This window comes from Streptomyces sp. NBC_00425 (assembly GCF_036030735.1).
Classification (GTDB): domain Bacteria; phylum Actinomycetota; class Actinomycetes; order Streptomycetales; family Streptomycetaceae; genus Streptomyces.
In genome coordinates, this window is the sequence record NZ_CP107928.1 from 7,116,254 (window position 1) to 7,143,106 (window position 26,853).

The 26,853-nt window shown below is 70.4% G+C and carries 22 protein-coding genes; 14 read left to right on the forward strand and 8 right to left on the reverse strand.

Going from position 1 to position 26,853, the window contains the following annotated elements; translation table 11 throughout:
• The first annotated feature begins 104 nt into the window (after positions 1 to 104).
• The 6 genes from ftsZ (at position 105) to OHS82_RS31240 (ending at position 5,183) form a co-directional block, all read left to right on the forward strand.
• Entirely contained in the window at positions 105 to 1,295 is a 1,191-nt protein-coding gene (gene ftsZ, locus OHS82_RS31215) for a cell division protein FtsZ (RefSeq protein ID WP_057580054.1), read from the forward strand.
• A complete protein-coding gene (pgeF, locus tag OHS82_RS31220; RefSeq protein ID WP_057580056.1) occupies positions 1,292 to 2,020 on the forward strand; it encodes a peptidoglycan editing factor PgeF in 729 nt (242 codons plus the stop codon). The genes ftsZ and pgeF overlap by 4 nt, the downstream gene beginning before the upstream one ends.
• A gap of 6 nt (positions 2,021 to 2,026) precedes the next feature.
• Complete coding sequence (locus OHS82_RS31225) at positions 2,027 to 2,746, forward strand: YggS family pyridoxal phosphate-dependent enzyme (protein ID WP_057580058.1); 720 nt, start codon at positions 2,027 to 2,029, stop codon at positions 2,744 to 2,746.
• A gap of 128 nt (positions 2,747 to 2,874) precedes the next feature.
• Positions 2,875 to 3,516, forward strand: a complete 642-nt coding sequence (locus OHS82_RS31230; protein WP_057580060.1) for a cell division protein SepF — start codon at positions 2,875 to 2,877, stop codon at positions 3,514 to 3,516.
• Positions 3,517 to 3,589: 73 nt separating this feature from the next.
• On the forward strand, positions 3,590 to 3,874 hold the full coding sequence (locus tag OHS82_RS31235; protein WP_055633825.1) for a YggT family protein: 285 nt from the start codon (positions 3,590 to 3,592) through the stop codon (positions 3,872 to 3,874).
• A gap of 52 nt (positions 3,875 to 3,926) precedes the next feature.
• On the forward strand, positions 3,927 to 5,183 hold the full coding sequence (locus OHS82_RS31240) for a DivIVA domain-containing protein (protein WP_328435031.1): 1,257 nt from the start codon (positions 3,927 to 3,929) through the stop codon (positions 5,181 to 5,183).
• A 407-nt stretch (positions 5,184 to 5,590) separates the two neighbouring features.
• Here the strand turns inward: OHS82_RS31240 and ileS are convergent, their stop codons facing one another.
• Positions 5,591 to 8,722: an isoleucine--tRNA ligase gene (gene ileS / locus OHS82_RS31245; protein ID WP_057580064.1), complete on the reverse strand. Its 3,132-nt coding sequence runs from the start codon at positions 8,720 to 8,722 to the stop codon at positions 5,591 to 5,593.
• Between the two features lie 603 nt (positions 8,723 to 9,325).
• Here ileS and OHS82_RS31250 point away from each other — a divergent pair.
• From OHS82_RS31250 to OHS82_RS31270, 5 genes are all read left to right on the forward strand, one after another.
• Positions 9,326 to 10,303: a TraR/DksA family transcriptional regulator gene (locus OHS82_RS31250; protein ID WP_328435032.1), complete on the forward strand. Its 978-nt coding sequence runs from the start codon at positions 9,326 to 9,328 to the stop codon at positions 10,301 to 10,303.
• Positions 10,304 to 10,370: 67 nt separating this feature from the next.
• Positions 10,371 to 10,967 carry a signal peptidase II gene (gene lspA / locus OHS82_RS31255; RefSeq protein ID WP_057580068.1) on the forward strand — a complete coding sequence of 199 codons (597 nt, stop codon included), beginning with the start codon at positions 10,371 to 10,373 and terminating at the stop codon, positions 10,965 to 10,967.
• 75 nt (positions 10,968 to 11,042) lie between these two features.
• Positions 11,043 to 11,987, forward strand: coding sequence for an RluA family pseudouridine synthase (locus OHS82_RS31260; RefSeq protein ID WP_328435033.1), 945 nt, complete (start codon positions 11,043 to 11,045; stop codon positions 11,985 to 11,987).
• Positions 11,984 to 12,457, forward strand: coding sequence for a GNAT family N-acetyltransferase (locus tag OHS82_RS31265; RefSeq protein WP_057580073.1), 474 nt, complete (start codon positions 11,984 to 11,986; stop codon positions 12,455 to 12,457). The genes OHS82_RS31260 and OHS82_RS31265 overlap by 4 nt, the downstream gene beginning before the upstream one ends.
• A gap of 65 nt (positions 12,458 to 12,522) precedes the next feature.
• Entirely contained in the window at positions 12,523 to 14,109 is a 1,587-nt protein-coding gene (locus tag OHS82_RS31270) for a Na+/H+ antiporter (protein WP_057580074.1), read from the forward strand.
• Positions 14,110 to 14,217: 108 nt separating this feature from the next.
• On the opposite strand, the gene OHS82_RS31275 is transcribed toward OHS82_RS31270, so the two are convergent.
• Positions 14,218 to 15,318 carry a mechanosensitive ion channel family protein gene (locus OHS82_RS31275; protein WP_057580081.1) on the reverse strand — a complete coding sequence of 367 codons (1,101 nt, stop codon included), beginning with the start codon at positions 15,316 to 15,318 and terminating at the stop codon, positions 14,218 to 14,220.
• Between the two features lie 98 nt (positions 15,319 to 15,416).
• Here OHS82_RS31275 and OHS82_RS31280 point away from each other — a divergent pair, with 98 nt between their 5' ends.
• Positions 15,417 to 15,986: a dienelactone hydrolase family protein gene (locus OHS82_RS31280; protein ID WP_057580083.1), complete on the forward strand. Its 570-nt coding sequence runs from the start codon at positions 15,417 to 15,419 to the stop codon at positions 15,984 to 15,986.
• A gap of 12 nt (positions 15,987 to 15,998) precedes the next feature.
• On the opposite strand, the gene OHS82_RS31285 is transcribed toward OHS82_RS31280, so the two are convergent.
• The 5 genes from OHS82_RS31285 to OHS82_RS31305 form a co-directional block, all read right to left on the reverse strand.
• The gene (locus OHS82_RS31285) at positions 15,999 to 17,681 is read right to left on the reverse strand and encodes an alkaline phosphatase D family protein (RefSeq protein WP_057580085.1); all 1,683 of its coding nucleotides are present in this window, start codon (positions 17,679 to 17,681) and stop codon (positions 15,999 to 16,001) included.
• Positions 17,682 to 17,948: 267 nt separating this feature from the next.
• A complete protein-coding gene (locus OHS82_RS31290) occupies positions 17,949 to 18,158 on the reverse strand; it encodes a hypothetical protein (protein ID WP_328435034.1) in 210 nt (69 codons plus the stop codon).
• Positions 18,159 to 18,192: 34 nt separating this feature from the next.
• Positions 18,193 to 19,014, reverse strand: coding sequence for a thioredoxin domain-containing protein (locus OHS82_RS31295; protein ID WP_057580090.1), 822 nt, complete (start codon positions 19,012 to 19,014; stop codon positions 18,193 to 18,195).
• A 191-nt stretch (positions 19,015 to 19,205) separates the two neighbouring features.
• Complete coding sequence (locus OHS82_RS31300) at positions 19,206 to 19,901, reverse strand: hypothetical protein (protein ID WP_057580093.1); 696 nt, start codon at positions 19,899 to 19,901, stop codon at positions 19,206 to 19,208.
• Between the two features lie 68 nt (positions 19,902 to 19,969).
• Positions 19,970 to 21,295 carry a DUF2252 domain-containing protein gene (locus OHS82_RS31305; protein WP_057580095.1) on the reverse strand — a complete coding sequence of 442 codons (1,326 nt, stop codon included), beginning with the start codon at positions 21,293 to 21,295 and terminating at the stop codon, positions 19,970 to 19,972.
• A 214-nt stretch (positions 21,296 to 21,509) separates the two neighbouring features.
• Between OHS82_RS31305 and dnaE the strand changes: the two genes are divergently transcribed.
• Entirely contained in the window at positions 21,510 to 25,049 is a 3,540-nt protein-coding gene (gene dnaE, locus OHS82_RS31310) for a DNA polymerase III subunit alpha (RefSeq protein ID WP_057580098.1), read from the forward strand.
• Positions 25,050 to 25,140: 91 nt separating this feature from the next.
• Here dnaE and OHS82_RS31315 read toward each other — a convergent pair whose 3' ends face one another.
• Positions 25,141 to 25,305 carry a hypothetical protein gene (locus tag OHS82_RS31315; RefSeq protein ID WP_199863815.1) on the reverse strand — a complete coding sequence of 55 codons (165 nt, stop codon included), beginning with the start codon at positions 25,303 to 25,305 and terminating at the stop codon, positions 25,141 to 25,143.
• A 224-nt stretch (positions 25,306 to 25,529) separates the two neighbouring features.
• Here OHS82_RS31315 and OHS82_RS31320 point away from each other — a divergent pair, with 224 nt between their 5' ends.
• Positions 25,530 to 26,750 (forward strand): NYN domain-containing protein, encoded by a 1,221-nt coding sequence (locus OHS82_RS31320; RefSeq protein ID WP_057580101.1) that lies wholly within the window; start codon positions 25,530 to 25,532, stop codon positions 26,748 to 26,750.
• Positions 26,751 to 26,853: the final 103 nt, after the last annotated feature.

Sequence of the window (26,853 nt, forward strand, 5' to 3'; positions counted from 1 at the left end):
TTAGGGTTCGGGTCGGCGAAACGGACCGTCCCATTCGGCATCAGTCGTCGGATCGCATCACCTGTGACGCGACGACACGTAACTCGAGGCGAGAGGCCTTCGACGTGGCAGCACCGCAGAACTACCTCGCAGTCATCAAAGTCATCGGTGTCGGCGGCGGTGGTGTCAATGCCATCAACCGGATGATCGAGGTCGGTCTCAAGGGCGTCGAGTTCATCGCCATCAACACGGACGCGCAGGCGCTGTTGATGAGCGACGCCGACGTCAAACTCGACGTCGGCCGCGAACTGACCCGCGGACTCGGCGCCGGCGCCAACCCGGCCGTCGGCCGCAAGGCGGCCGAGGACCACCGCGAGGAGATCGAGGAGGTCCTCAAGGGGGCCGACATGGTCTTCGTGACAGCCGGAGAGGGCGGCGGCACCGGTACCGGCGGCGCGCCGGTCGTGGCCAACATCGCCCGCTCCCTGGGCGCCCTCACCATCGGCGTGGTCACCCGCCCGTTCACCTTCGAGGGCCGGCGCCGCGCCAACCAGGCCGAGGACGGCATCGCGGAACTCCGCGAAGAGGTCGACACGCTCATCGTCATCCCCAACGACCGGCTCCTGTCCATCTCGGACCGCCAGGTCTCGGTCCTCGACGCCTTCAAGTCGGCCGACCAGGTCCTGCTCTCCGGCGTCCAGGGCATCACCGACCTCATCACCACCCCCGGTCTGATCAACCTCGACTTCGCCGACGTGAAGTCGGTCATGTCCGAGGCCGGTTCGGCCCTCATGGGCATCGGCTCGGCCCGGGGCGACGACCGCGCGGTGGCCGCCGCCGAGATGGCGATCTCCTCGCCGCTCCTGGAGGCTTCCATCGACGGCGCCCGGGGCGTGCTGCTCTCCATCTCCGGCGGCTCCGACCTCGGCCTGTTCGAGATCAACGAGGCCGCCCAGCTGGTCAGCGAGGCCGCCCACCCCGAGGCCAACATCATCTTCGGCGCGGTCATCGACGACGCCCTCGGCGACGAGGTCCGGGTCACCGTGATCGCGGCCGGCTTCGACGGCGGCCAGCCGCCGGCCCGCCGCGAGACCGTCATGGGCTCGTCCTCGGCCCGGCGCGACGAGCCCACTCCGGTACGGCAGCCCGAGAGCCGCCCGTCCTTCGGCTCGCTCGGCAGCGTGACCCCGAAGGAGGAGCCGGAGCCGGTGCCCGAGCCGGTGGCCGACCTCCCGTCGTCCCCGCCGGTGCCGCCGTCGCGGACCTACTCGGACAGCGCGGCCGAGGAGCTGGACGTGCCGGACTTCCTGAAGTGATAGGACAGCGCGAGAGCGTGAGCGGCGCGCACTTCGCCTTCACCGACCGGTGGGGCGGGGTGAGCGCCGTTCCGTATGAGCAGCTCAACCTCGGTGGAGCGGTCGGTGACGAGTCCGACGCCGTGCTCGCCAACCGTGAGCTCGCCGCCAAGTCGCTCGACCTCGACCCGAGCCGGGTCGTCTGGATGAACCAGGTGCACGGCGCCGACGTCGCCGAGGTCGAGGGGCCGTGGGCCGCCCGGCCCGTCCCCGAGGTGGACGGCCTGGTCACCGCCACCCGCGGGCTGGCCCTCGCCGTGCTGACCGCGGACTGCGTGCCCGTCCTGCTGGCCGATCCGGTCGCGGGCGTCGTCGCCGCCGCGCACGCGGGAAGACCGGGGATGGTCAAGGGGATCGTGCCCGCCGCGATCGACGCGATGACGTCGCTCGGCGCCGACCCCGCCCGGATCGTCGCCCGCACCGGACCTGCCGTGTGCGGGCGGTGTTACGAGGTGCCGGAGGCGATGCGCGCCGAGGTCGCAGCCGTCGAACCGGCGGCGCACGCCGAGACCGGGTGGGGCACTCCCGCCGTCGACGTCGCCGCCGGGGTGCACGCACAGCTCGACCGGCTCGGGGTACGTGACCGGGTGAGGTCGTCGGTGTGCACAAGGGAGTCGAAGGACCATTTCTCATACCGCCGCGATCGCACCACGGGGCGACTCGCGGGATATGTCTGGCTGGACTGATAGGGCATGACGGACCGTAAGGACGAACTCGCCGCGAACCTGGCGAAAGTGGAGGAGCGCATCGCCGCCGCGTGCGCGACCGCCGGACGGGGGCGGGACGAGGTGACCCTGATCGTGGTCACCAAGACCTACCCGGCGAGCGACGTGCGCATCCTGTCCGACCTCGGCGTGCGCCATGTCGCCGAGAACAAGGACCAGGACGCGGCGCCGAAGGCGGCCGAGTGCTCCGACCTGCCGCTGAGCTGGCACTTCGTCGGGCAGCTGCAGACCAACAAGGCGCGTTCGGTGGTCGGTTACGCGGATGTGGTGCAGTCCGTCGACCGCGCCAGGCTGGCGACGTCCCTGTCGAAGGAGGCGGTGCGGGCGGGGCGCGAGGTGGGGTGCCTCATCCAGGTCGCCCTCGACGCGGGGGTGAGCGAGCGGGGCGAACGCGGCGGCGTGGCCCCGGGCGGCGTCGCGGAGTTGGCCGACCTGGTGGCCGGCTCCCCGGGGCTGCGGCTCGAGGGACTGATGACGGTCGCCCCTCTGACCGGGGAGTTCGCCGGACGCCAACGAGCGGCGTTCGGGCGGTTGATGGATTTGTCGACTGACCTGCGCCGAGCTCATCCGGCTGCGAACATGGTGTCCGCCGGGATGAGTGCGGATCTCGAGGAGGCCGTGGCGGCCGGAGCGACACATGTACGCGTCGGCACTGCGGTACTCGGAGTCCGCCCCGGGCTCGGGTAACGTCGCCAGGAAGTCGGACCACAGCAGAAAATATGGTCATTACCGCCGAAAGGCGGCCATAAGGGCCACGTGGATCGAAGGACTTGGCAGTAAAAAGTCGATCCACCACAGAGCGGAGGACTCAGAGCATGGCCGGCGCGATGCGCAAGATGGCGGTCTACCTCGGCCTCGTGGAGGACGATGGGTACGACGGCAGGGGATTCGACCCCGACGACGACTTCGAACCCGAGCTCGACCCGGAACCGGAGCGGGACCACCGGCGGCACGAGTCGGCGCACCAGTCTCACGGTGCACATCAGTCCCAAAGGGACGAAGAGGTGCGAATCACACAGCCGCCCGCCCCTCGTGAGCCGATGGCGCGATCCTCTTCGCTCCCCGCGGAATCCGGGCGTCCGGCGCGCATCGCGCCCGTGGCGTCCATCACACAAGAACGTCAGTCCCTGGAGAAGAACGCACCGGTGATCATGCCCAAGGTCGTGTCGGAACGAGAGCCGTACCGGATCACCACGCTTCACCCTCGGACCTACAACGAGGCCCGTACCATCGGGGAACACTTCCGCGAGGGCACCCCTGTGATCATGAATCTGACTGAGATGGATGACACAGACGCGAAGCGACTTGTCGACTTTGCGGCCGGTTTGGTGTTTGGTCTTCACGGCAGCATCGAGCGGGTGACGCAGAAGGTGTTCCTGTTGTCGCCTGCTAACGTCGATGTCACGGCGGAGGACAAGGCCCGCATCGCAGAAGGCGGGTTCTTCAACCAGAGCTGAGACACAAGACCGGTAGAAGCAGTACAAAGCAGTACAGAGCAGCACGGAAACAGGGGAGAGGGAAGCACCGAACATGGGCGTGGTCCTGGATGTCGTCTACATCGCGCTGATGGTGTTCCTCATCGTGCTCATCTTCCGGTTGGTCATGGACTACGTCTTCCAGTTCGCCCGCTCATGGCAGCCCGGCAAGGCGATGGTGGTCGTTCTGGAGGCCACCTACACTGTCACCGATCCACCGCTCAAGCTTCTGCGGCGGGTAATCCCGCCGCTGCGTCTCGGGGGCGTGGCGCTCGACCTGTCCTTCTTCGTACTGATGATCATCGTCTACATCCTGATCTCGATCGTGAGTCGGCTGTGAGCGATGTGAACTACCGTCTTGCCGATGCCGACGACTACGTTGAGGTGAAGAGATGCCGTTGACCCCCGAGGACGTGCGGAACAAGCAGTTCACGACCGTCCGCCTCCGAGAAGGCTATGACGAGGACGAGGTCGATGCCTTCCTCGATGAGGTCGAAGCCGAACTGACCCGCCTGCTCCGTGAGAACGAGGATCTGCGGGCCAAACTGGCCGCGGCCACGCGCGCTGCTGCCCAGAACCAGCAGAACATGCGCAAGCCGCCGGAGCAGGACCAGCAGCAGGGCGGCATGCAGCAGCAGGGTGGCATGCAGCAGGGCGGCATGCAGCAAGGCGGCATGCAGCAGCAGGGCATGCCCCAGCAGGGGATGCCCCCGCAGGGAATGCCGCAGCAGGGCATGCGAGGTCCCGGCGGACCGGTGCCCGCGGGCATATCGGGCCCGCCGCAGCAGCAGATGGGTGGCCCCATGGGTGGCCCGCCCCAGCTGCCGAGCGGCGCCCCGCAGCTGCCCGCCGGTCCCGGCGGTCAGGGCGGTCCCCAGGGTCCCGGCCCCATGGGTCAGGGTCCGATGGGTCCCGGCCCGATGGGTCAGGGTCCGATGGGCCAGGGCCCCATGGGTCAGGGTCCGATGGGTGGCCAGCCCATGCAGCAGCAGATGGGTGGTCCGATGGGCGGCCCCATGGGCGGTCCGATGGGCGGCCCCGGTCAGGGCCCCGGTGGCGACAGCGCCGCCCGTGTCCTCTCGCTGGCCCAGCAGACCGCCGACCAGGCGATCGCCGAGGCCCGTTCCGAGGCCAACAAGATCGTCGGTGAGGCCCGCAGCCGCGCCGAGGGTCTCGAGCGGGACGCCCGTGCCAAGGCCGACGCCCTGGAGCGGGACGCGCAGGAGAAGCACCGCGTCGCGATGGGCTCCCTGGAGTCCGCCCGCGCCACGCTGGAGCGCAAGGTCGAGGACCTGCGCGGCTTCGAGCGCGAGTACCGCACGCGTCTGAAGTCGTACCTCGAGTCCCAGCTGCGTCAGCTGGAGACCCAGGCGGACGACTCCCTCGCGCCGCCGCGTACTCCGGCCACGGCCTCCCTGCCGCCGTCCCCGGCGCCCTCCATGGCTCCGGCCGGCGCAAGCGCCCCGTCCTACGGCGGCAACCCGGGCATGGGCGCGCCGAGCCCGGCTGCCCCGTCCTACGGCGGTCAGCAGCAGATGTCTCCGGCGATGACTCAGCCGATGGCTCCGGTACGTCCGCAGGGTCCCTCCCCGATGGGCCAGGCTCCCTCGCCGATGCGCGGCTTTCTCATCGACGAGGACGACAACTGACGGCCAGTAGTACGCCTTAGGCGTCGGCAGCGTTCAAAGGGCGGGACCCCGGATCACCATCCGGGGTCCCGCCCTTTTTACGCGCGTTGCGACCGAACACCGCCGGCCTGCGTGGCATGGGGGGCGAGAGGCAAGCAGCCGCAGGAGGACGCCCGGGCCGACGCGGAGACGCTGCAGGCACGGCAGCGGGTGGCGGCGTCTGGATCGGCTGGGGCGTGGCGCCGGTCCTGAACGAGGCGATGTCGGGTGTGATGCGTGACGTCCTCGCCGCCGTCGGCTTCGGCGTGACGGTGGTCCTCGGCGCGCGGACCTGTCCTTCACCGTCTGCGTCGTGACCGCCGCGCAGCGACGAGCGCGGGGCCCGGATCCCTGAGGGATCCGGGCCCCGCGTCGTACGGCCTTACGCCTTACGCCTTGCGCAGGCGGAAGGTCAGCGTCAGGGCCTCGTCCGTGAACGGGGCGCCGTAGGTGTCGTCCGCCTCACCCCGGGCGAAGTCCGTGGCGAGGACCTCGTCGGCGATCAGGCCGGCGTGCCCGTCCAGGGCGTCGACGGCTCCCGGGTCGGTCGCGGTCCAGCGCAGCGCGATGCGGTCGGCCACGTCGAGGCCGCTGTTCTTGCGGGCCTCCTGGATCAGGCGGATGGCGTCCCGGGCCAGGCCCGCGCGGCGCAGCTCCTCGGTGATCTCCAGATCGAGGGCGACGGTGGCGCCGGAGTCGGAGGCCACCGACCAGCCCTCGCGCGGGGTCTCCGTGATGATCACCTCGTCGGGGGCCAGGGTGATCGTCTCGCCGTCGATCTCGACCGAGGCCGTGCCCTCGCGCAGGGCGAGGGAGAGCGCGGCCGCGTCGGCGTTCGCGACGGCCTTGGCCACGTCCTGGACGCGCTTGCCGAACCGCTTGCCCAGGGCGCGGAAGTTCGCCTTGGCGGTGGTGTCGACCAGCGAGCCGCCGACCTCGGAGAGGGACGCCAGGGACTCGACGTTCAGCTCCTCGGTGATCTGCGCGTGCAGCGCCGGGGAGAGCGCGTCGAATCCGGTGGCCGCGATGAGCGCGCGGCGCAGCGGCTGGCGGGTCTTGACGCCGGACTCCGCGCGCGTGGCGCGGCCCAGCTCCACCAGGCGGCGGACCAGGACCATCTGCTTCGACAGCTCCGGGTCGATCGCCGAGAGGTCCGCCTCCGGCCAGGCCGACAGGTGCACGGACTCCGGGGCGCCCGGGGTGACGGGGGCGACCAGGTCCTGCCAGACCCGCTCGGTGATGAACGGGGTCAGCGGGGCCATCAGCTTGGTGACCGTCTCCACGACCTCGTGCAGGGTGCGCAGCGCCGCCTTGTCGCCCTGCCAGAAGCGTCGGCGGGAACGGCGGACGTACCAGTTGGACAGGTCGTCCACGAACGCCGAGAGCAGCTTGCCGGCGCGCTGGGTGTCGTACGCCTCCAGCGACTGCGTCACCTGGTCGGTGAGGGCGTGGAGTTCGGACAGCAGCCAGCGGTCCAGGACCGGGCGGTCGGCCGGGGCCGGGTCGGCCCCGCTCGGCGCCCAGCCGGACGTCCGGGCGTACAGCGCCTGGAAGGCGACCGTGTTCCAGTACGTCAGGAGCGTCTTGCGGACGACCTCCTGGATGGTGCCGTGGCCCACCCTGCGGGCCGCCCAGGGGGAGCCGCCGGCCGCCATGAACCAGCGGACCGCGTCGGCGCCGTGCTGGTCCATCAGCGGGATCGGCTGCAGGATGTTGCCCAGGTGCTTGGACATCTTGCGGCCGTCCTCGGCGAGGATGTGCCCGAGGCAGACGACGTTCTCGTACGACGACTTGTCGAAGACCAGGGTGCCGATCGCCATCAGCGTGTAGAACCAGCCCCGGGTCTGGTCGATGGCCTCGGAGATGAACTGCGCCGGGTAACGCGCCTCGAACAGGTCCTTGTTCTTGTACGGGTATCCCCACTGGGCGAACGGCATCGAGCCCGAGTCGTACCAGGCGTCGATCACCTCGGGCACGCGCGTGGCCGTCTTCGCGCACTCTGGGCACGCGAAGGTGACGTCGTCGATGAACGGGCGGTGCGGGTCAAGCCCGGACTGGTCCGTGCCGGTCAGCCCGGTGAGCTCCGCGCGGGAGCCGACGACGGTGAGGTGGTCGTCCTCGCAGCGCCAGATCGGCAGGGGGGTGCCCCAGTAGCGGTTGCGGGACAGCGCCCAGTCGATGTTGTTGTTCAGCCAGTCCCCGTACCGGCCGTGCTTGACCGTGTCCGGGAACCAGTTGGTGTTCTCGTTCTCCTGGAGGAGGCGGTCCTTGACGGCGGTGGTGCGGATGTACCAGGACGGCTGCGCGTAGTACAGAAGCGCGGTGTGGCAGCGCCAGCAGTGCGGGTAGCTGTGCTCGTACGGGATGTGCCGGAAGAGGAGGCCGCGCTGCTGGAGGTCCTCGGTGAGCTTTTCGTCGGCCTTCTTGAAGAAGACGCCGCCGACCATCGGGACGGACTCCTCGAACGTGCCGTCCGGGCGGACGGGGTTCACCACGGGAAGGCCGTAGGAGCGGCAGACCTTGAGGTCGTCCTCACCGAAGGCGGGCGACTGGTGGACCAGACCCGTGCCGTCCTCGGTGGTGACGTACTCGGCGTTCACCACGTAGTGAGCGGGCTCCGGGAACTCCACCAGCTCGAACGGACGTTGATAGGTCCAGCGCTCCATTTCGGCGCCGGTGAAGGTCTGACCGGTGGTCTCCCAGCCCTCGCCGAGCGCCTTGGCGACCAGCGGCTCGGCCACCACGAGCTTCTCCTGGCCGTCGGTCGCCACGACGTAGGCGACCTCGGGGTGCGCGGCCACGGCCGTGTTGGAGACCAGCGTCCAGGGGGTCGTCGTCCACACCAGGAGGGCGGCCTCGCCGGCGAGCGGACCGGAGGTGAGCGGGAAACGGACGTACACGGAGGGGTCGACGACCGTCTCGTAGCCCTGGGCCAGCTCGTGGTCGGACAGGCCGGTTCCGCAGCGGGGGCACCAGGGGGCGACGCGGTGATCCTGGACCAGCAGACCCTTGTCGAAGATCTCCTTCAGCGACCACCAGACCGACTCGATGTACTCGGGGTCCATCGTGACGTAGGCGTCGTCGAGGTCGACCCAGTAGCCCATGCGGGTCGTCAGGTCGGAGAAGGCGTCGGTGTGGCGGAGCACGGACTCCCGGCACCTGGCGTTGAACTCGGCGATGCCGTACGCCTCGATGTCCTGCTTGCCGCTGAAGCCGAGCTCCTTCTCGACCGCGAGCTCCACCGGCAGGCCGTGGCAGTCCCAGCCGGCCTTGCGGGCCACGTGGTAGCCGCGCATGGTGCGGAAGCGGGGGAAGACGTCCTTGAAGACGCGCGCCTCGATGTGGTGGGCGCCCGGCATGCCGTTGGCGGTGGGCGGACCCTCGTAGAACACCCACTCGGGGCGGCCCTCGGACTGCTCCAGGCTCTTGGCAAAGATCTTCTGCTCGCGCCAGAACTCGAGCACCGCGTGCTCGAGGGCGGGCAGGTCGACCTGGGCGGGCACCTGGCGGTACTGCGTCATCGATCTTCCTCCGGCGGACGTACTGCCTTCCGTCGGAGGGACGAGAGCCTTCTTGCCTGTGGACGCCGTGTGCGGCGCGCTCCCGCGGTACCACCCTCCTTGGCCCTCCGGTGCGCCCTGCGCGCCGACGAGCCCCCTCATTGGGGTCGCGATGCCGGTTCTACCAACCCCCTCGGGGTCTTCCTCCGGCGGCTCCGGGGTGATCTTCACGTCGCGCTCGCCCCCGGGCTCTCACCGTCCCCGGGTCGCTCTGGGCTGCGTACGCCGCTACTCGTCCCCATCCACGCTTTTCGCTCCGCCCAGTGTACGGCTCCCCGGCGACGGCGGCCGACCGCTTTTCGGAGGCCTCGGGCGCGGTCCGCGGCCCGGCCCCGGATGCCCCGAATGGTCGCCGGGCGGGATGCCGCGCGTGGCCGCGTACCGGGGCGCCCGGTGCGGCGGATTACCCGGCGGGGAGCTGGGCACAACGGATGCAGGCCCCCCGCGTGGCGTGCGCGAGGAGGGCGAATCGGGCGGTGTGCCCCGTTGCCGCGGGCTCCAAGTCGATTTATCGTCCCAGCACGATTTGCGTGCAAGATCACAAAATGTGAAGGGGCCGCGGCCATGGTGGCGAAAAAGACCGCCGTACAGCAGCCGGCGTCCGGCACGTCCACGGACGACCCCGGCGGCGCGGCCGAGGACGTGAAGGCCGTGACAGCGGTGAAGTCCGGTCGGTCGTCGGCCGCCGCCGGGACGAAGAAGCCGGACGCGAAGGCGGTCACGAATCCGGACACGAAGGCGGCGGCCAGGAAGGCGGCGGCCAGGAAGGCGTCGGCGAAGTCGGGCGCCGCCCCGAAGGACGCCTCCGCCGGCGAGACCACCGGGAAGCAGGTGGCCGTGGAGGAGACGGCCGCGAAGGCGGCCGCGAAACGGACGACCGCCGGGAAGACCGCCTCGAAGAAAGCCGCCGCGCCGGGATCGGCAGCGGCGAAGGCCACCGCCAAGAAGCCGGCGGCCCGGAAGGCGGCCGGTGCGAAGAGCGTGGCCGCGACGAGCGCGGGCAGGAAGAACACGGCCAAGAAGGTGGGCGCGGCCTCGGCCGCGGAGCAGACGGGAGCCACGACTGTGGTTGCGAAGAAGACTCCGGGTACGGCCACGGCGGCGAAGACCGCCGTCCCCAAGGCACGCCTCGCCGCGGCGGAGCCCGGCGAACTGGCGGTACGCCCCGGCGAGGAGCCGTGGACGCCGGAGGAGGTCGAGGAGGCCCGCACGGAGCTCGACTCCGAGCAGGCGCGGCTGCGAGCGGAGCTGGCCGCGTCCGAGGCGGCCCTGACGGGGCTGATGCGGGACTCGGGGGACGGCGCGGGCGACGACCAGGCCGACACCGGCACCAAGAACATCACGCGCGAGCACGAACTGGCGCTGGCCGCCAACGCGCGCGAGATGCTGATCCAGACCGAACACGCCCTGGAACGGCTGGACGCCGGCACCTACGGGCTGTGCGAGAACTGCGGCAACGCCATCGGAAAGGCTCGGATGCAGGCCTTCCCGAGGGCCACGCTGTGCGTCGAGTGCAAGCAGAAGCAGGAGCGGCGGTACTGATCACCTGGCAGGCGGGGGGCGTGCCGTACCCTCGTCCTCAGTCAGGTACCTAGGTTGAGGGACTCACGTGGCAGAGGCGGAGCGCGTCATCGGTACGCCGGACACCCCAGAGGCGGGGTCCGAGCCGGAGCAGTCGTCCGGCCCGGGCGAGCAGGAGAGCGCCGGCGCGCGGCCCAGGGGCAAGCGCCGCATCGCCGTGCTCTTCGCCGTCGCCGCGTTCGCGTACGCACTCGACCTGGTCAGCAAGATGATCGTGGTCGCCAAGCTGGAGCACCACGCGCCGATCGACATCGTCGGGGACTGGCTGCGGTTCGAGGCCATCCGCAACGCGGGCGCCGCCTTCGGCTTCGGCGAGGCCTTCACGGTCATCTTCACGGTGATCGCCACGGCGGTGATCGTGGTGATCGCCCGGCTCGCGCGCAAGCTGTACAGCCTGCCCTGGGCGATCGCGCTCGGTCTGCTGCTGGGCGGCGCGCTGGGCAACCTCACCGACCGGATCTTCCGGGCGCCCGGCGTCTTCGAGGGCGCGGTCGTGGACTTCATCGCGCCGAAGCACTTCGCCGTCTTCAACCTCGCCGACTCGGCGATCGTGTGCGGCGGCATCCTGATCGTCCTGCTCTCCTTCAAGGGACTCGACCCGGACGGGACCGTCCACAAGGACTGACCCGGCCCGGTCGGCCGCCGGTCGTCCACAGGCTGCCCGTACGGCGGTGTCGTGGTCGTCCTGCATACTCGACGGGTGAGCACGATTCCCGAGATCCGTACCCTGCCCGTGCCGGACGGCCTGGAGGGCGAGCGCATCGACGCCGCCATCTCCCGCATGTTCGGCTTCTCCCGTACGAAGGCCGCCGAGCTGGCCGCGGCGGGGAAGGTCACGGTCGACGGCTCGGTGGTCGGCAAGTCCGAGCGGGTCAGCGGCGGGGCCTGGCTGGAGGTCGAGATGCCGCAGGCCCCGGCGCCCGTGCAGATCGTCGCCGAGCCGGTCGAGGGCATGGAGATCGTGCACGACGACGACGACGTGGTCGTGATCGTCAAGCCCGTCGGCGTGGCCGCGCACCCGTCGCCCGGCTGGAGCGGCCCCACCGTCATCGGCGGGCTGGCCGCGGCCGGCTACCGCATCTCCACCTCGGGCGCCGCCGAGCGCCAGGGCATCGTGCACCGGCTCGACGTCGGCACCTCCGGGCTGATGGTGGTCGCCAAGTCCGAGCGTGCCTACACCTCGCTCAAGCGCCAGTTCAAGGAGCGCACGGTCGACAAGCGCTACCACACGCTCGTCCAGGGCCACCCCGACCCGACCAGCGGCACGATCGACGCGCCCATCGGCCGTCACCCCCAGCACGACTACAAGTGGGCGGTCACCGCCGAGGGCAAGCCCTCCGTCACGCACTACGACCTGATCGAGGCCTTCCGCGCGGCCTCCCTGCTGGACGTGAAGCTGGAGACGGGCCGCACCCACCAGATCCGCGTGCACATGGCCGCCCACCGCCACCCCTGTGTGGGCGACCTGACGTACGGGGCCGACCCGACGCTCTCCAAGCGGCTGCACCTGACCCGGCAGTGGCTGCACGCCGTGCGGCTGGGCTTCGAGCACCCCGGCGACGGACAGTGGGCGGAGTTCGCCAGCGACTACCCCGAGGACCTGGCCAAGGCCCTGGACCAGGTCCGCGAGGAGACCTACGGGTGACCGGCACGCCCGCGTACACGGTGCGCGTCGCCGAGGACCTCGCCGACCGGGAGGCGTGCTTCGCGGTGCGCAAGGAGGTCTTCGTCGGCGAACAGGGCGTCCCCGAGGACCTGGAGTACGACGAGCACGACGCCGGCGCCGTGCACCTGCTGGCGGTCCGGGAGGACGGCGTCGCGCTCGGGACCGGGCGACTGCTGTACGGCGACGCGGCCGCGGCCAGGACCGGAGGCGACCCCTCGGTGGGTTCGCTCGGGCGGCTCGCCGTGACGCGCGAGGCGCGCGGACTGGGTGTCGGGGTCGCGCTGGTGCGGGCCGTCGAGGAGGCGGCACGCGCGCGGGGGCTTACGGCCGTGGACCTGCACGCACAGACCCGGGCGCTGGGTTTCTACGAACGGCTGGGGTACACGGCCTACGGGCCGGAGGACCTGGAGGCGGGCATTCCGCATCGGTCCATGCGGCGTTCGCTGTAGCGGACGGCGGGCGTGCGACGCTGAAGGCCTGGATGCATTGATCGTCTAGACCCGGAGCGCTGACCGTGGACCAGTTGGCCCTGCTGTTCGTCCTGTTGCTCGGGGCCGTGGTGAGCGTCCCCGTGGGGGACCGGTTCGGACTGCCCGCGCCGGTGCTGATGACCCTGCTCGGAATAGTCCTCGCGGTGCTCGACTTCGTGCCCAACGTGGAGATCCCGCCGGATCTGATCCTGCCGCTCCTGCTGCCCCCGCTGCTGTACGCGGCGGTACGGCGGACCTCGTGGCGGCAGTTCGCGGCGAATGTGCGGCCGATCTTCCTGCTGGCCGTGGCGCTGGTGTTCGTCACCACGGTCTGTGTGGCCGCAGTGGCCCACTCGATCGTGCCGGGGCTGCCGGTGGCCGCCGCGGTGGCGCTCGGGGCGCTGGTCGCGCCGCCCGACCCGGTGGCGGCGACCGCGGTGGCCGGACAGCTCGGGCTGCCCCGCCGGCTGGTCTCCATCCTGGAGGGCGAGGGGCTGTTCAACGACGTGACGGCCATCGTGCTCTACCACGTCGCGATCGCCGCCGCCGTGAGCGGGACGTTCTCCCCGTGGCGGGCCGGACTCGACCTGGTGCTGTCCGCGGTGGTCGCGGTGGCGGTGGGCGTCGCGCTCGGCTGGGGCGCGAACCGGCTGCTGGACGTCCTCGGGGACACGACGCTGCAGATCGGGCTGACGCTCCTGGTGCCCTACGCCTCCTACGTCCTGGCGGAGGAGTTCCACGGCTCCGGGGTGCTGGCGGTGCTGACCACCGCGCTGTTCCTCGCCGAGTACGCCACCGACCCCGACGACGTGCTGACCCGGCTGGCCGGCCACACCTTCTGGGACATCATCGACACGCTGGTCACGGGCGTCGCGTTCGGGCTGATCGGCCTGGAACTGCACAACGCGATCCGCACGGCGTCCGGTCGGTGGGGGGAGATGCTCGGATGGGCGGCGGTGATCGTGGCGGTGGTCGTCGTCGTACGCCTGCTGTGGCTGCTGCCGGCGACGTGGCTGACGCAACGGCTGCACGCCAGGAAGGACCACCTCGAGGACATCCCGACGAACTGGCGGGAGACCCTCGTCATGTGGTGGTCGGGGATGCGGGGGGTGGCCTCGGTGGCGCTGGCGCTGGCCGTCCCGCTGAAGACCGACGACGGCGGCCCCTTCCCCGACCGGGACGAGATCGTCTTCATCGCGTTCGGCGTGATCATGGCGACTCTGGTCCTCCAGGGGCTGACCCTGCCCTGGCTGGTGAAGCGGCTCGACGTCCGGTCGGACAGCGACCGGGAGAAGGCGTTCGAGAAGGAACTGGCGGTGCGCGCGGCCAAGGCGGCGAAGCAGCGGCTGCGGGAGATCGAGGCCGCGGAGGACCTGTCGGAGGAACTGTCCGAGCAGATGCTGCGCCGGGCCTTCGACATCGGACTGCGGATCAGCCCGGACGTGGGCGAGGACGAGCGCCGGGAAGGGCACGATCAGCGGGTGCGCCGGCTGAAGCGGGTGCGCCGCATCCAGGGGGAGATGCTGAGCGCGGCACGGCACGAGGTGGTCGCGGCGCGCAGCGAGCCGGGCGCCGACCCGGAGATCGTGGACCGTGTGCTGCGGCACCTGGACGTGCGCAGCCTGAAGTGAGTGAGGCGGGCCCCGCCCTGCCTCGGACAGGAGGGAGGGCGGGGCCGGTCTCGTCACGGTGAGGGAACCCGGGGCCCGGGGGCCCGGGAGCCGTCGGTCAGCGGTTCGTCAGCGGGTCTCGTGGACGCGGCGGGCGGCGCCGTCGGGCGAGGCGGACTGGCCGGGGAGGCGCCCCGGAGGCAGCGCCGCGTCCGCCGTGTTGACCCGGGGAAGCGCGTACGCGTGCTCCTTGGACAGCCAGCGGATCATCTGCTCGCGGACCGCGACGCGCACCGTCCAGATGTCGTCGGCGTCCTTGGCCGTGACCAGGGCCCTCACCTGCATGGTGTTGGGCGTGGTGTCGGTGACGTCGAGGCCGCAGGCGCGCCCGTCCCAGGCCGGGCACTCGCGCAGGATGTCGCGCAGCTTCTCGCGCATCGCCTCCACGGGCGCCGCGTGGTCGACGTGCCAGTAGACGATGCCCGTCATCTGGGGGGTGCCGCGCGACCAGTTCTCGAAGGGTTTCGAGGTGAAGTACGACACGGGCATCGTGATCCGGCGCTCGTCCCAGGTCCGCACGGTCAGGAAGGTCAGGGTGATCTCCTCGACCGTGCCCCATTCGCCGTCCACCACGACCGTGTCGCCGATGCGCACCATGTCGCCGAAGGCGATCTGCAGGCCGGCGAACAAGTTGCTCAGCGTCGACTGTGCGGCCACACCGGCGACGATGCCGAGAATCCCGGCCGAGGCCAGCAGCGAGGCGCCCGCCGCGCGCATGGCGGGGAACGTCAGCAGCATCGAGGCCGCGGCGACCACGCCGACGACGGCCGAGACCACCCGCATGATCAGCGACACCTGGGTCCGCACCCGCCGGACCCGGGCCGCGTCGCGGTGCATGCGCGCATAGCGCGAGTACGACGTCTCGACGACCGCCCCCGCGATGCGGATCACCAGCCAGGCCGCCGCGCCGATCAGCACCAGGGTGAGGGTGCGGCCGATGCCCACCCGGTGGTCGTCCAGCAGTTGCGCCTCGTCGTAGGACCCTCTGAGCATCGCCGCGCACAGCACCAGCTGGTACGGGATGCGGCCACGGCGCAGCAGACCCCACAGCGGGGTCTCCGGGTGCCGTCGGTCGGCCTTGGACAGCAGGCGGTCGGTGGCCCAGCCGATGAGGACGGTCAGCATCACCGAGCCGCCCACCACGATCACGGGGCGGAGCAGGTTCTCCATGCCTTCGAACGTAACCGAGTCGGCGGGGTCCTGAACCTGTGACTTGTGTGAAGAGGCGCACGCCGGGGGCTTTCGGTGCGGGCTGGCACCATGGGCGCATGAACATCATGCTCTTTCACTCGACCTATGGTCCGCGGCCGGCGGTGCGCGCCGCGGCGGACCGGCTGCGTGCCGCCGGGCACGAGGTCTGGACGCCGGACCTCTTCGGGGGGCGCACGTTCGACACGGTCGAGGAGGGCATGGCGTACAACGAGGAGATCGGCAAGGACGAGCTGCTGAAGAGAGCCGTGCTGGCCGCCGCGCCCTACTCCGAGCGCGGGCTGGTCTACGCCGGGTTCTCGCTCGGCGCGTCGATCGCCCAGACCCTCGCCCTCGGCGACGACAAGGCGCGCGGCCTGCTCCTTCTGCACGGCACCTCGGACCTCGCGCCGAACGTCTCGGTGGACGACCTCCCGGTGCAACTGCACGTCGCGGAGCCGGACCCGTTCGAGACCGACGACTGGTTGAGCGCCTGGTACCTCCAGATGGGCCGGGCCGGCGCCGATGTGGAGGTCTACCGGTACGCGGGCGCCGGGCACCTGTACACCGACCCCGGGCTGCCCGACTACGACGAGGAGGCGGCCGAGGCCACCTGGCGGGTGGCGCTCGGCTTCCTCGAGAGCCTGTAGCGGCTGAACGACCTAGACGGGGTCGTACGTCCGTTCCACCTTCTGGGTGCCGCTGCGGGTGCGGTAGGAGCGCTGCCAGGAGGAGGTCGCGGTGGCGCTGGTGCGGTCGGACAGCACGTAGTAGTCCATCTGCGCGCGTTCGGCGGTGATGTCCAGGACGCCGTAGCCGTGCCGGTCCGTGTCGACGAAGTGGACGTGCCGGTTCGCGGCCCGGATGACGGGCGAGGCGATCGCGGTGAGCGTGCCCTCGGGCACCTTCACGATGTCGTCGAGGTTGTCGGAGGTCACCGAGGTGACCACGAACTCGGTGGCGGCCGAGGCCGACAGCGGGTACGTCCCGGCGTCCACCGGCACGTCGTTGGCCCACGCCATGTGGATGTCACCGGTGAGGAACACGGTGTTGCGGATGGCGTTCGCGCGCAGGTGGGCGAGGAGCTCGCGGCGGTCGTCGGTGTAGCCGTCCCACTGGTCGGTGTTGAGGCCGAGGCCGTCCTGCGGCAGGCCGAGCAGCTTGGCGAGCGGCTTGAACAGGTCCGCGGAGAGCGAGCCGATCACGAACGGCGAGATCATCACCGAGTTGCCGACCAGCCGCCAGGTGGTGTCCGACGCCTTCAGCCCGGCCTTCAGCCAGTCCAGCTGGGCGCGCCCGGTGATCGTGCGGTCCGGGTCGTCGACCGTGCCGTTGCCGACCTTGACCTGCTGGGAGCGGAAGGAACGCAGGTCCAGCAGGGAGAGATCGGCGAGCTTGCCGAAGCGCAGCCGGCGGTAGGTGGTGCCGGCGATCGCGGGCCGGACCGGCATCCATTCGAAGTAGGCCTGCTTCGCGGCCGCCTGACGGGCCGACCAGGCGCCCTCCGCGCCTTCGGTGTGGTTCTCGGCGCCGCCCGACCAGGTGTCGTTGGCGAACTCGTGGTCGTCCCATATCGCGATGACCGGGGCCTTCACGTGCAGAGCCTGAAGGTCGGGGTCCGTCTTGTACTTGCCGTGCCGGGTGCGGTAGTCGGCGAGCGTGAGGATCTCGTGGGTGGGCGCGGTCTGCCGTACGACGGCGCCGCGGGCTCCGTACTCGCCGGTGCCGTACTCGTAGATGTAGTCCCCGAGATGCAGCCAGGCGTCCAGGTCGCCGCGGGCCGCGAGGTGACGGTACGAGGAGAAGTAGCCGGCCTCCCAGTTGGCGCAGGAGACCACGCCGAAGCGCAGACCCGTGACGGCGGCGTCCGCCGCGGGCGCGGTGCGGGTACGCGCCACCGGGGTCCGGGCGTCGCCCGCCGAGAAGCGGAAGTAGTAGTCGGTGGCCGGCTGGAGGCCGCGGATGTCGGCCTTGACGGTGTGGTCGGAGGCAGCGGTGGCGGTGGTCGAGCCCTTGTTGACGACGTTCGTCAGCGCCCTGTCCGTGGCGACGACCCAACTCACCTCGGTGTCCGGGCCGAGTCCGGAGCCCGGTGTCGCCTCGGCGGCGGGCGTCACCCTGGTCCACAGCAGGATGCCGTCGGGCAGCGGGTCGCCGGAGGCGAGACCGTGCAGGAACGCCGGGGTCTCCGCGGCGGCGCGGGCCGGGAGCGCGGCGGCGAGCGGTCCGGCCAGGACGACGGTCGCCGCCGCGGCCTTGACGACCGTACGGCGGCGCGGGGAGAGGGAGTCGGGGCGCTCTGACGGGACGTCGGCGCTCGTGGAGGATCTGTATCGACTGGTCACGGGCAATCAGATTACTGACGAGTACGACCGAGAGCGGGCGAACCGGAAAGAAGTTCGCCCGCTCTTCGACTGCGCGTCGGACGCCGGTCCCCGAGTCCGCAGGGACGGGCGTCGCGGCCGGTCTTCCGCCGCTGCGCCAGGCGGCCGTTGTCGCCCCCGGAGGCCCGCCGACCCCCTCCGGTCGCCCTCTCGCACTCCCCCCGGAAATGCTCCGGGCAGAACGTGACGGCCCGCCGAGGAACTGACGGGCCGTCACGAATGTCGGAGTCAGCGGATGTTCACCGACCCGGAGGACAGGGACGGGTTCTCGGAGAAGATCCAGCCCTTGACCTGGCCGCTGCCCACCCGTCCGTACACCCAGAAGTTCCCGGACGTGTTGTAGACCCCGCACCATGCGTGGAACGCCGTGCCGGGGAGGCCGACTCGTTCGAGGGCGACGGCGGTCCGGTTTCCGGGCCGGGAAAAGCGGAATGCCACGGACCGTTTTCACGGTCCGGGGCATTTCCGGTGCTCAGCCCTTGAGCGCTGCGGCGATCGCGGTCTCGTAGTCGGCGACGGTCATGGGGACGTTGCCGTTGGCGGCCTTGATGAGCTTGCCGTCCATCACGAGGGAGGGGGTTCCCTGGATGTCGTACTTCTTGCTGTCCGAGTCGAACTTCGCGCTCATGACCAGAGCCCACTTGTCGTAGGTGCCGTTCTTCACGGCGCTCTGGAACTTGGCGTTGTTCTTCAGAGCGGAGACCGTGTCCGCCACCTTGATCAGGTACGAGTCGTCCTTGAACTTGTCTTCGGTCTCCTCGGGGTGGTACTTCGTCGAGTACAGCGCGGTCTTGTACTCGAGGAAGGCCTCGGAGCTGACGTTCAGCGCCGCGCCGAGAGCGCTCAGCGCGTTCTTCGAGCCCTCGCCGGTCAGCTTGTCGTCGAGGAACGTGGCGCCCACGTACTGGATCTTGTACTTGCCGGCCGCGACCTCCTTGTCGACGGTCGGGCCGACGGTCTGCTCGAACTGGGCGCAGATCGGGCAGCGCGGGTCCTCGTACATCGCGAGGGTCTTCTTCGCGTCCGCCTTGCCGATGACGACGGTCGTGCCGTCCTCGCCGGTGGTGTTGGCGGGCTTGACGAGCTTCTGGCTCTTGACGTTGTCCCAGTACTCGGGCTTGTTGGCCTGGACGACGGCGTAACCTATGCCGCCGGCGGCGGCCAGTACGCCGACGACCGAGAGGCCGACGATGATCTGACGCTTGGTCTTGGCGCGCTTGGCCTCGCGCTCGCGCTCGATGCGCAGCCGCTCCCGGGCCGCCGTCTTCGCCGCAGCGCTGTTCCGCTTGCTCATGGTGATCTCCAAAAGGGACGCGCACACGTCGTACGCGGAAGTTCGTGTGGGGACTGAGGAACTGAGGTGGTGCCCGGAACGCCTGGTCCGTGCGGACGTGCCCGAGCGGACCTGCCCGAGCGGACCTGCCCGTGCGGACGTGCCCGGGGGACGAGTCGGTGGGGACGAGTCCGTGCGGACGTGTGGTCTGTTCAGACCGCGGCGGGCGAGCGCGGCGGTCCACGCCGTCCCAGGGAGTGCACGAGGAGCCGGTCGCGGGCGGTGGCCGCGCGGCGAGCGGGCCGCGGCAGGCGGCGGGCCGCCGGGGCGCGTCGTACGGTCACGGCGGCCACCGCGATCAGCAGGGGCCGGAAGGTGGTCGCGGTGGCCGCCCGCAGCAGCTGGACGAGCGCCCGCTCGCCCCGGCGCAGCCAGGCGGCGGCGATCAGGCCGACGCAGATGTGCGCGGCGAGCAGCAGCCAGGCGGCGGCCGGGTAGACGTGCGTGAGGTGTCCGCCCAGTCCCGTGGGACCGGGGCCCCCGGCGACCTGCGCCAGCGGGGTGCCCACGCGGGCGCCGTCACCGCACAGCACGTCCCAGCCGAAGGAGGCCAGTGGGCCGGCGACCGGGCCGCCGGCCCTGCCGTAACAGACGTGCTGGCCGGTGGTGAAGACGGTGTCGGCCGCCAGCTCCAGCGGGATCAGCCAGGCGGCGATCCGCCCGAAGCCGCACTCGCGGCCGGCGAGGGCGTACGCGAGGGCGAACACGGCGGCCGCGACGGCGGCCACCGTGTTGAGCGGCAGCGGGGCCCGCGACAGCAGCACGTGCGACGCGGTGCTGAGCGTCACGACGAAGGCCGTGAACAGCGCCGCGCGTACGGCTCTGAGGCGGGTCCCGGATATGTCCATAGCGGAGGAGAGTGTGTCACGTACCGCGGTAGGGGACCCCTAAAGAGTCCCTGTGAGAAGGCCTACTGTCACAGACCCGGAATCCGGCCGTTGCGGAACAGGTCGACGAAGATCTGGTGGTCGGCACGCGCGCGTGCGCCGTAGCCGTGCGCGAAGTCGACCAGGAGGGGTGCGAAGCCCTCCTCGTCGGCCGCGATCGCCGCGTCGATGGCCCGCTCGGTGGAGAAGGGGACCAGGGACTCGCCGGAGGTGTCGTCCGCCGCCGCGTGCATGGTGGCGGTGGCCCGGCCCAGGTCGGCGACGACGCCCGCGATCTCCTCCGGGTCGTCGATGTCACCCCAGTCCAGGTCGACCGCGTACGGCGAGACCTCGGCGACCAGCTGGCCGGCGCCGCCGAGCTCGGTCCAGCCCAGCCACGGGTCCGCGTGCTGCTGGAGGGCGCGCTGGGAGATCACCGTGCGGTGGCCCTCGTGCTGGAAGTAGCCGCGGATCGCCGGGTCGGTGATGTGCCGGGAGACGGCCGGGGTCTGCGCCTGCTTGATGTAGATCACGACGTCGTTCTCCAGGGCGTCGCTGTGGCCCTCGAGGAGGATGTTGTACGACGGCAGACCGGCCGAGCCGATGCCGATGCCGCGGCGGCCGACGACGTCCTTCACCCGGTAGGAGTCCGGGCGGGCCAGCGACGTCTCCGGCAGCGTCTCCAGATAGCCGTCGAAGGCGGCGAGCACCTTGTAACGGGTGGCGGCGTCCAGCTCGATGGAGCCGCCGCCGGGTGCGAAGCGACGCTCGAAGTCCCGGATCTCCGTCATCGAGTCCAGCAGCCCGAAGCGGGTCAGCGCACGGGCGTCGCGCAGCGCGTCCAGCAGCGGGCCCTGGGCGGTGTCCAGGGTGAAGGGCGGCACCTCGTCGCTCTTCGCGCCGGTGGCCAGCGCGTGGATGCGCTCGCGGTACGCGCCCGCGTAGACCTCCACCAGCTCCGTGATCTGGTCGTCGCCGAGCGCCTTCGCGTACCCGATGAGGGCGAGGGAGGCGGAGAGACGCTTGAGGTCCCAGGTGAAGGGGCCGACGTAGGCCTCGTCGAAGTCGTTGACGTTGAAGATCAGCCGGCCGTTGGCGTCCATGTACGTGCCGAAGTTCTCCGCGTGCAGGTCGCCGTGGATCCACACGCGCGAGGTGCGCTCGTCCAGGAACGGGCCGCCCCGCTTCTCCGCGTCCAGGTCGTGGTAGAAGAGGCCGGCGGTGCCCCGGTAGAACGCGAACGCCGAGGCCGCCATCTTCCGGAACTTCACGCGGAACGCGGCCGGGTCGGCGGCCAGGAGCTCGCCGAACGCGGTGTCGAAGACGGCGAGGATCTGCTCGCCGCGGTGCTCGTCGTCGAGCTGCGGAACCGACATCGCTGGGTGCCTCCTGGTGCATGACGTGTACGACGGCGTCTTCGCCGTCTCCAACGGACGAAGGTACGCGGGAGTGCCCGTTTCCCTCGGGTGAAGGTACGCGGCGCAGCGGTCCGCGTGTCAGTGGTCAGGCATAGACTTCGACGCTGTCCCCCCGACCGCCCGCAACCGGTGGGACACCAGTCGACCCATGTTTCCCCTGGAGGCCGCAGCCGTGTCAAAGCCGCCGTTCACGCACCTGCACGTCCACACCCAGTACTCGCTGCTGGACGGTGCCGCGCGGCTGAAGGACATGTTCGACGCGTGCAACGAGATGGGCATGACGCACATCGCCATGTCCGACCACGGCAACCTCCACGGGGCCTACGACTTCTTCCACACGGCGAAGAAGGCCGGCGTGACCCCCATCATCGGGATCGAGGCGTACGTCGCCCCCGAGTCGCGGCGCAACAAGCGCAAGATCCAGTGGGGCCAGCCGCACCAGAAGCGCGACGACGTCTCCGGTTCCGGCGGCTACACCCACAAGACGATCTGGGCGGCGAACGCGACGGGCCTGCACAACCTCTTCCGGCTCTCGTCGGACGCGTACGCCGAGGGCTGGCTGCAGAAGTGGCCCCGGATGGACAAGGAGACCATCGCCCAGTGGTCCGAGGGGCTCATCGCCTCCACCGGCTGCCCCTCGGGCGAGCTCCAGACCCGGCTGCGGCTCGGCCAGAAGGAAGAGGCGCTGAAGGCGGCCGCCGACTACCAGGACATCTTCGGCAAGGACCGCTACTTCCTGGAGCTGATGGACCACGGCATCGAGATCGAGAGCCGGGTCCGTGACGGCCTTCTGGAGATCGGCAAGAAGCTGGGCATCCCGCCGCTGGTCACCAACGACTCGCACTACACCTATGCGCACGAGGCGACCGCGCACGACGCGCTGCTGTGCATCCAGACCGGCAAGAACCTCTCGGACCCGGACCGCTTCCGCTTCGACGGCACCGGCTACTACCTGAAGTCCACGGACGAGATGTACGCCATCGACTCCTCGGACGCCTGGCAGGAGGGCTGCGCCAACACCCTCCTGGTGGCCGAGCAGATCGACACCACCGGCATGTTCGAGGCGAAGAACCTCATGCCGAAGTTCGACATCCCCGACGGCTTCACCGAGGTCACCTGGTTCAAGGAGGAGGTCCGGCGGGGGATGGACCGCCGCTTCCCGGGCGGCGTCCCCGAGGACCGGCAGAAGCAGGTCGAGTATGAGATGGACGTCATCATCCAGATGGGGTTCCCGGGCTACTTCCTCGTCGTCGCCGACTTCATCATGTGGGCGAAGAACCAGGGCATCGCGGTCGGCCCGGGGCGTGGCTCCGCGGCCGGTTCGATCGTCGCCTACGCGATGGGCATCACCGACCTCGACCCGATCCCGCACGGCCTGATCTTCGAGCGGTTCCTCAACCCCGAGCGCGTCTCCATGCCCGACGTCGACATCGACTTCGACGAGCGCAGGCGCGTCGAGGTGATCCGGTACGTCACCGAGAAGTACGGCGCCGACAAGGTCGCCATGATCGGCACCTACGGCAAGATCAAGGCGAAGAACGCCATCAAGGACTCCGCGCGCGTGCTGGGCTACCCGTACGCGATGGGCGACCGGCTCACCAAGGCCATGCCGGCCGACGTCCTGGGCAAGGGCATCGACCTCAACGGCATCACCGACCCCTCGCACCCGCGCTACAGCGAGGCGGGCGAGATCCGCGCGATGTACGAGAACGAGCCGGACGTCAAGAAGGTCATCGACACCGCCAAGGGCGTCGAGGGCCTGGTCCGGCAGATGGGCGTGCACGCGGCCGGCGTGATCATGTCCAGCGAGCCCATCGTCGACCACGCCCCGATCTGGGTGCGGCACACGGACGGCGTGACCATCACCCAGTGGGACTACCCGCAGTGCGAGTCGCTGGGCCTGCTGAAGATGGACTTCCTCGGCCTGCGCAACCTGACGATCATGGACGACGCCGTCAAGATGGTGAAGTCCAACAAGGGCGTCGACCTCGACCTGCTGGCCCTGCCGCTCGACGACCCGAAGACCTTCGAACTCCTCCAGCGCGGGGAGACCCTCGGCGTCTTCCAGTTCGACGGCGGCCCCATGCGCTCGCTGCTGCGTCTGATGAAGCCCGACAACTTCGAGGACATCTCCGCCGTCTCCGCGCTCTACCGTCCGGGCCCGATGGGCATGGACTCGCACACCAACTACGCGCTGCGCAAGAACAAGCTCCAGGAGATCACGCCGATCCACCCGGAGCTGGAGGAGCCCCTCGAAGAGGTCCTGGCCGTCACCTACGGTCTGATCGTCTACCAGGAGCAGGTGCAGAAGGCCGCCCAGATCATCGCCGGGTACTCGCTCGGCGAGGCCGACATCCTCCGCCGCGTGATGGGCAAGAAGAAGCCCGACGAGCTGGCGAAGAACTTCACCATCTTCCAGGCCGGCGCCAAGAAGAACGGCTACAGCGACGAGGCGATCAAGGCCCTGTGGGACGTGCTGGTCCCGTTCGCCGGCTACGCCTTCAACAAGGCGCACTCCGCCGCGTACGGCCTGGTCTCGTACTGGACCGCCTACCTGAAGGCGAACCACCCCGCCGAGTACATGGCCGGACTGCTCACCTCGGTCAAGGACGACAAGGACAAGTCGGCCGTCTACCTCAACGAGTGCCGGCGCATGGGCATCAAGGTGCTCCCGCCGAACGTCAACGAGTCGGTGCACAACTTCGCCGCCCAGGGCGACGACGTGATCCTCTTCGGCCTCGAGGCCGTCCGCAACGTCGGCACCAACGTGGTGGAGTCGATCATCAGGAGCCGCAAGGCCAAGGGCAAGTACGGCTCCTTCCCCGACTACCTCGACAAGGTCGAGGCCGTCGCCTGCAACAAGCGCACCACGGAGTCGCTGATCAAGGCGGGCGCGTTCGACACCCTGGGGCACACCCGCAAGGGTCTCACCGCGCACTTCGAGCCGATGATCGACAACGTGGTCGCGGTCAAGCGCAAGGAGGCCGAGGGACAGTTCGACCTCTTCGGCGGCATGGGCGAGGAGGAGACCAGCGAGCCGGGCTTCGGCCTGGACGTCGTCTTCACCGAGGACGAGTGGGACAAGACCTATCTGCTCGCCCAGGAGCGGGAGATGCTCGGTCTCTACGTCTCCGACCACCCGCTCTTCGGCCTGGAGCACGTGCTGTCCGACAAGGCGGACGCGGGGATCGCCCAGCTCACCGGGGGCGAGCACGCGGACGGCGCGGTGGTGACCATCGGCGGCATCATCTCCGGCCTGCAGCGCAAGATGACCAAGCAGGGCAACGCCTGGGCGATCGCCACCGTGGAGGACCTCGCGGGCTCCATCGAGTGCATGTTCTTCCCGGCGACCTACCAGCTCGTCTCCACCCAACTCGTCGAGGACGCCGTCGTCTTCGTCAAGGGCCGCCTCGACAAGCGCGAGGACGTGCCGCGGCTGGTCGCGATGGAGCTCCAGGTCCCGGACCTGTCGAACGCGGGCACCAACGCGCCCGTGATCCTCACCATCCCGGCGACCCGGGTCACCCCGCCGATGATCAACCGTCTCGGCGAGATCCTCACCCACCACAAGGGCGACAGCGAGGTCCGGATCAGGCTCCAGGGCCCGACGAAGACGACCGTCCTGCGTCTGGACCGGCACCGGGTCAAGCCCGACCCCGCTCTCTTCGGCGACCTGAAGGTCCTGCTCGGCCCGTCCTGCCTGGCGGGCTGACCGCGCGGGGAACACGACGCGACGAGGGGCGCATCCGGCACCGGATGCGCCCCTCGTGCATGCCGGGCCGCAACGGCCCGCGGTGCAGACGTCAGTTGTGGCCGAAGCGCTTCTGCCGGCCCTTGCGGGCGATGTCGGCAGGCGTCGCCTGGGCGATGCGCTGCTCGGTCTGCGACTCCATCGAGGACGGCTGTGCCGCCTGCGGACCACGCTCGGACTGCGGCTGCTTACGAACCTGCTTCTTGTTCTTGGCCATGGTGATCTGCCTCCTGTGGGGGATCTAGGGGCCAGGGCCGGGACCAGATTCACATAGGCTGACTTACAACGCATTTCGGATAATTACCGTCCGTGACAGGGGTCGTCGGAGTGTGGCGCCTCCAAACGCCACGCCGAAGATCGAGTTCCGGCCGTTAACCTCCGCGCGGTCGGGCAGACTCGAAGGAAGCCCGAAGCAAACCTCCCGGAAAGAGGGTGAGTCGTGTGGACCGCTGCATCGTCCTGGTGGACGCCGGGTATCTGCTGGGGGCGGCCGCGAGTCTCCTCGCCGGGGAACCCTCGCGATCCCGTATCACCGTCGACCACTCCGCGCTCGTCCAGGGCCTGCGCGAACAGGCCGAGTCCGAGACCGAGCGCCCGCTGCTGCGCATCTACTGGTTCGACGGCGCCCCGGACCGCGTCCCCCAGCCGGAGCACCGCAGACTGCGCGTGATGCCCCGGGTCACGGTCCGGCTGGGCGCCCTGACCCGCAGCGACGGACGGTGGGCCCAGAAGGGCGTCGACGCCGCCATGCACGCCGAGCTGACCGAGCTGGCCCGCAACCGCGCCTGCTCCGACGTCGTCCTCGTCACCGGCGACGGCGACCTGCTGCCGGGGATGATGGCCGCCAAGGAGCACGGCGTCGCCGTCCACCTCTGGGCCGTCCAGGCCGCCGACGGCGACTACAACCAGTCCGAGGACCTCGTCGCCGAGGCCGACGAGCGGCGCGTCCTGGACCGCATCTGGATCACCAAGGCGGTCCGCGCGAAGGAGCTCGGCGGGGTCTGCGCGCCGCCGCCCGCGCCCCGTCCCGAGATCGCCGCGATCCTCTCCGCTCCGCTGCCCGACTCCGGGCTCGCCCCCACCGTCGAGCGGCCCTCCGAGGAGGCCGAGCACCCCTCGGTGACCGCCGGCTCCGACACCGGCGCGCAGGACCGCGTCCCGGCCCCCAAGGGCGTCCCCACGCCCAAGGACCTCGCCGCTCTGCGGGCGCCGGGGTCGCCCGCCGTCCAGCATCCGGCCACCGCGACCCTGCGCTGGTCCTCCGACAAGGGCTGGGTCGACCGCCCCGGGGCCGCCCCCGAGCCCGCCGACGTCGCCTCCATGCCGACGCTCGCGCAGGTCACCACGGCGGAACAGCGGTGGGCCGACCGCGAGGAGGACATCACCACCGTCGGCGGCGACCCCTACGAGGTGGGACAGGTGTTCGCCCGCCGGTGGATGGCGCGCCTCGGCGACCAGAGCCATCTGCAGAAGCTGTCCGGCATGTACCCGCGCATCCCGCACCGCATCGACGGCGAGCTGCTGAGGTACGCGGCCCGCTTCGGTCTGCTCGCCCACAAGGACGACCAGATCGACGAGCACGACCGGTACGCCATCCGGGCGGGATTCTGGCGCGAGATCGACGTGCGCACGGCCGCCGGGCACGCTCCGGCGGCGGACTGAGCGGGCCGCCCGCGACGCCCCGACCGTGAGCGACGGCCCGCGACCCCGTACTCTCGTCCCTTGTGAGTACGCGCGCGGCACCGCCCCTCCGGCACGGGAACGA

Coding starts and splice junctions, on each gene's coding strand:
- OHS82_RS31225 (WP_057580058.1), top strand. CDS start 2,027: ATGACGGACCGTAAGGACGAACTCGCCGCGAACCTGGCGAAAGTGGAG.
- OHS82_RS31230 (WP_057580060.1), top strand. CDS start 2,875: ATGGCCGGCGCGATGCGCAAGATGGCGGTCTACCTCGGCCTCGTGGAG.
- OHS82_RS31235 (WP_055633825.1), top strand. CDS start 3,590: ATGGGCGTGGTCCTGGATGTCGTCTACATCGCGCTGATGGTGTTCCTC.
- OHS82_RS31240 (WP_328435031.1), top strand. CDS start 3,927: ATGCCGTTGACCCCCGAGGACGTGCGGAACAAGCAGTTCACGACCGTC.
- ileS (WP_057580064.1), bottom strand. CDS start 8,722: ATGACGCAGTACCGCCAGGTGCCCGCCCAGGTCGACCTGCCCGCCCTC.
- OHS82_RS31250 (WP_328435032.1), top strand. CDS start 9,326: ATGGTGGCGAAAAAGACCGCCGTACAGCAGCCGGCGTCCGGCACGTCC.
- OHS82_RS31275 (WP_057580081.1), bottom strand. CDS start 15,318: ATGGAGAACCTGCTCCGCCCCGTGATCGTGGTGGGCGGCTCGGTGATG.
- OHS82_RS31280 (WP_057580083.1), top strand. CDS start 15,417: ATGAACATCATGCTCTTTCACTCGACCTATGGTCCGCGGCCGGCGGTG.
- OHS82_RS31295 (WP_057580090.1), bottom strand. CDS start 19,014: ATGAGCAAGCGGAACAGCGCTGCGGCGAAGACGGCGGCCCGGGAGCGG.
- OHS82_RS31300 (WP_057580093.1), bottom strand. CDS start 19,901: ATGGACATATCCGGGACCCGCCTCAGAGCCGTACGCGCGGCGCTGTTC.
- OHS82_RS31305 (WP_057580095.1), bottom strand. CDS start 21,295: ATGTCGGTTCCGCAGCTCGACGACGAGCACCGCGGCGAGCAGATCCTC.
- OHS82_RS31315 (WP_199863815.1), bottom strand. CDS start 25,305: ATGGCCAAGAACAAGAAGCAGGTTCGTAAGCAGCCGCAGTCCGAGCGT.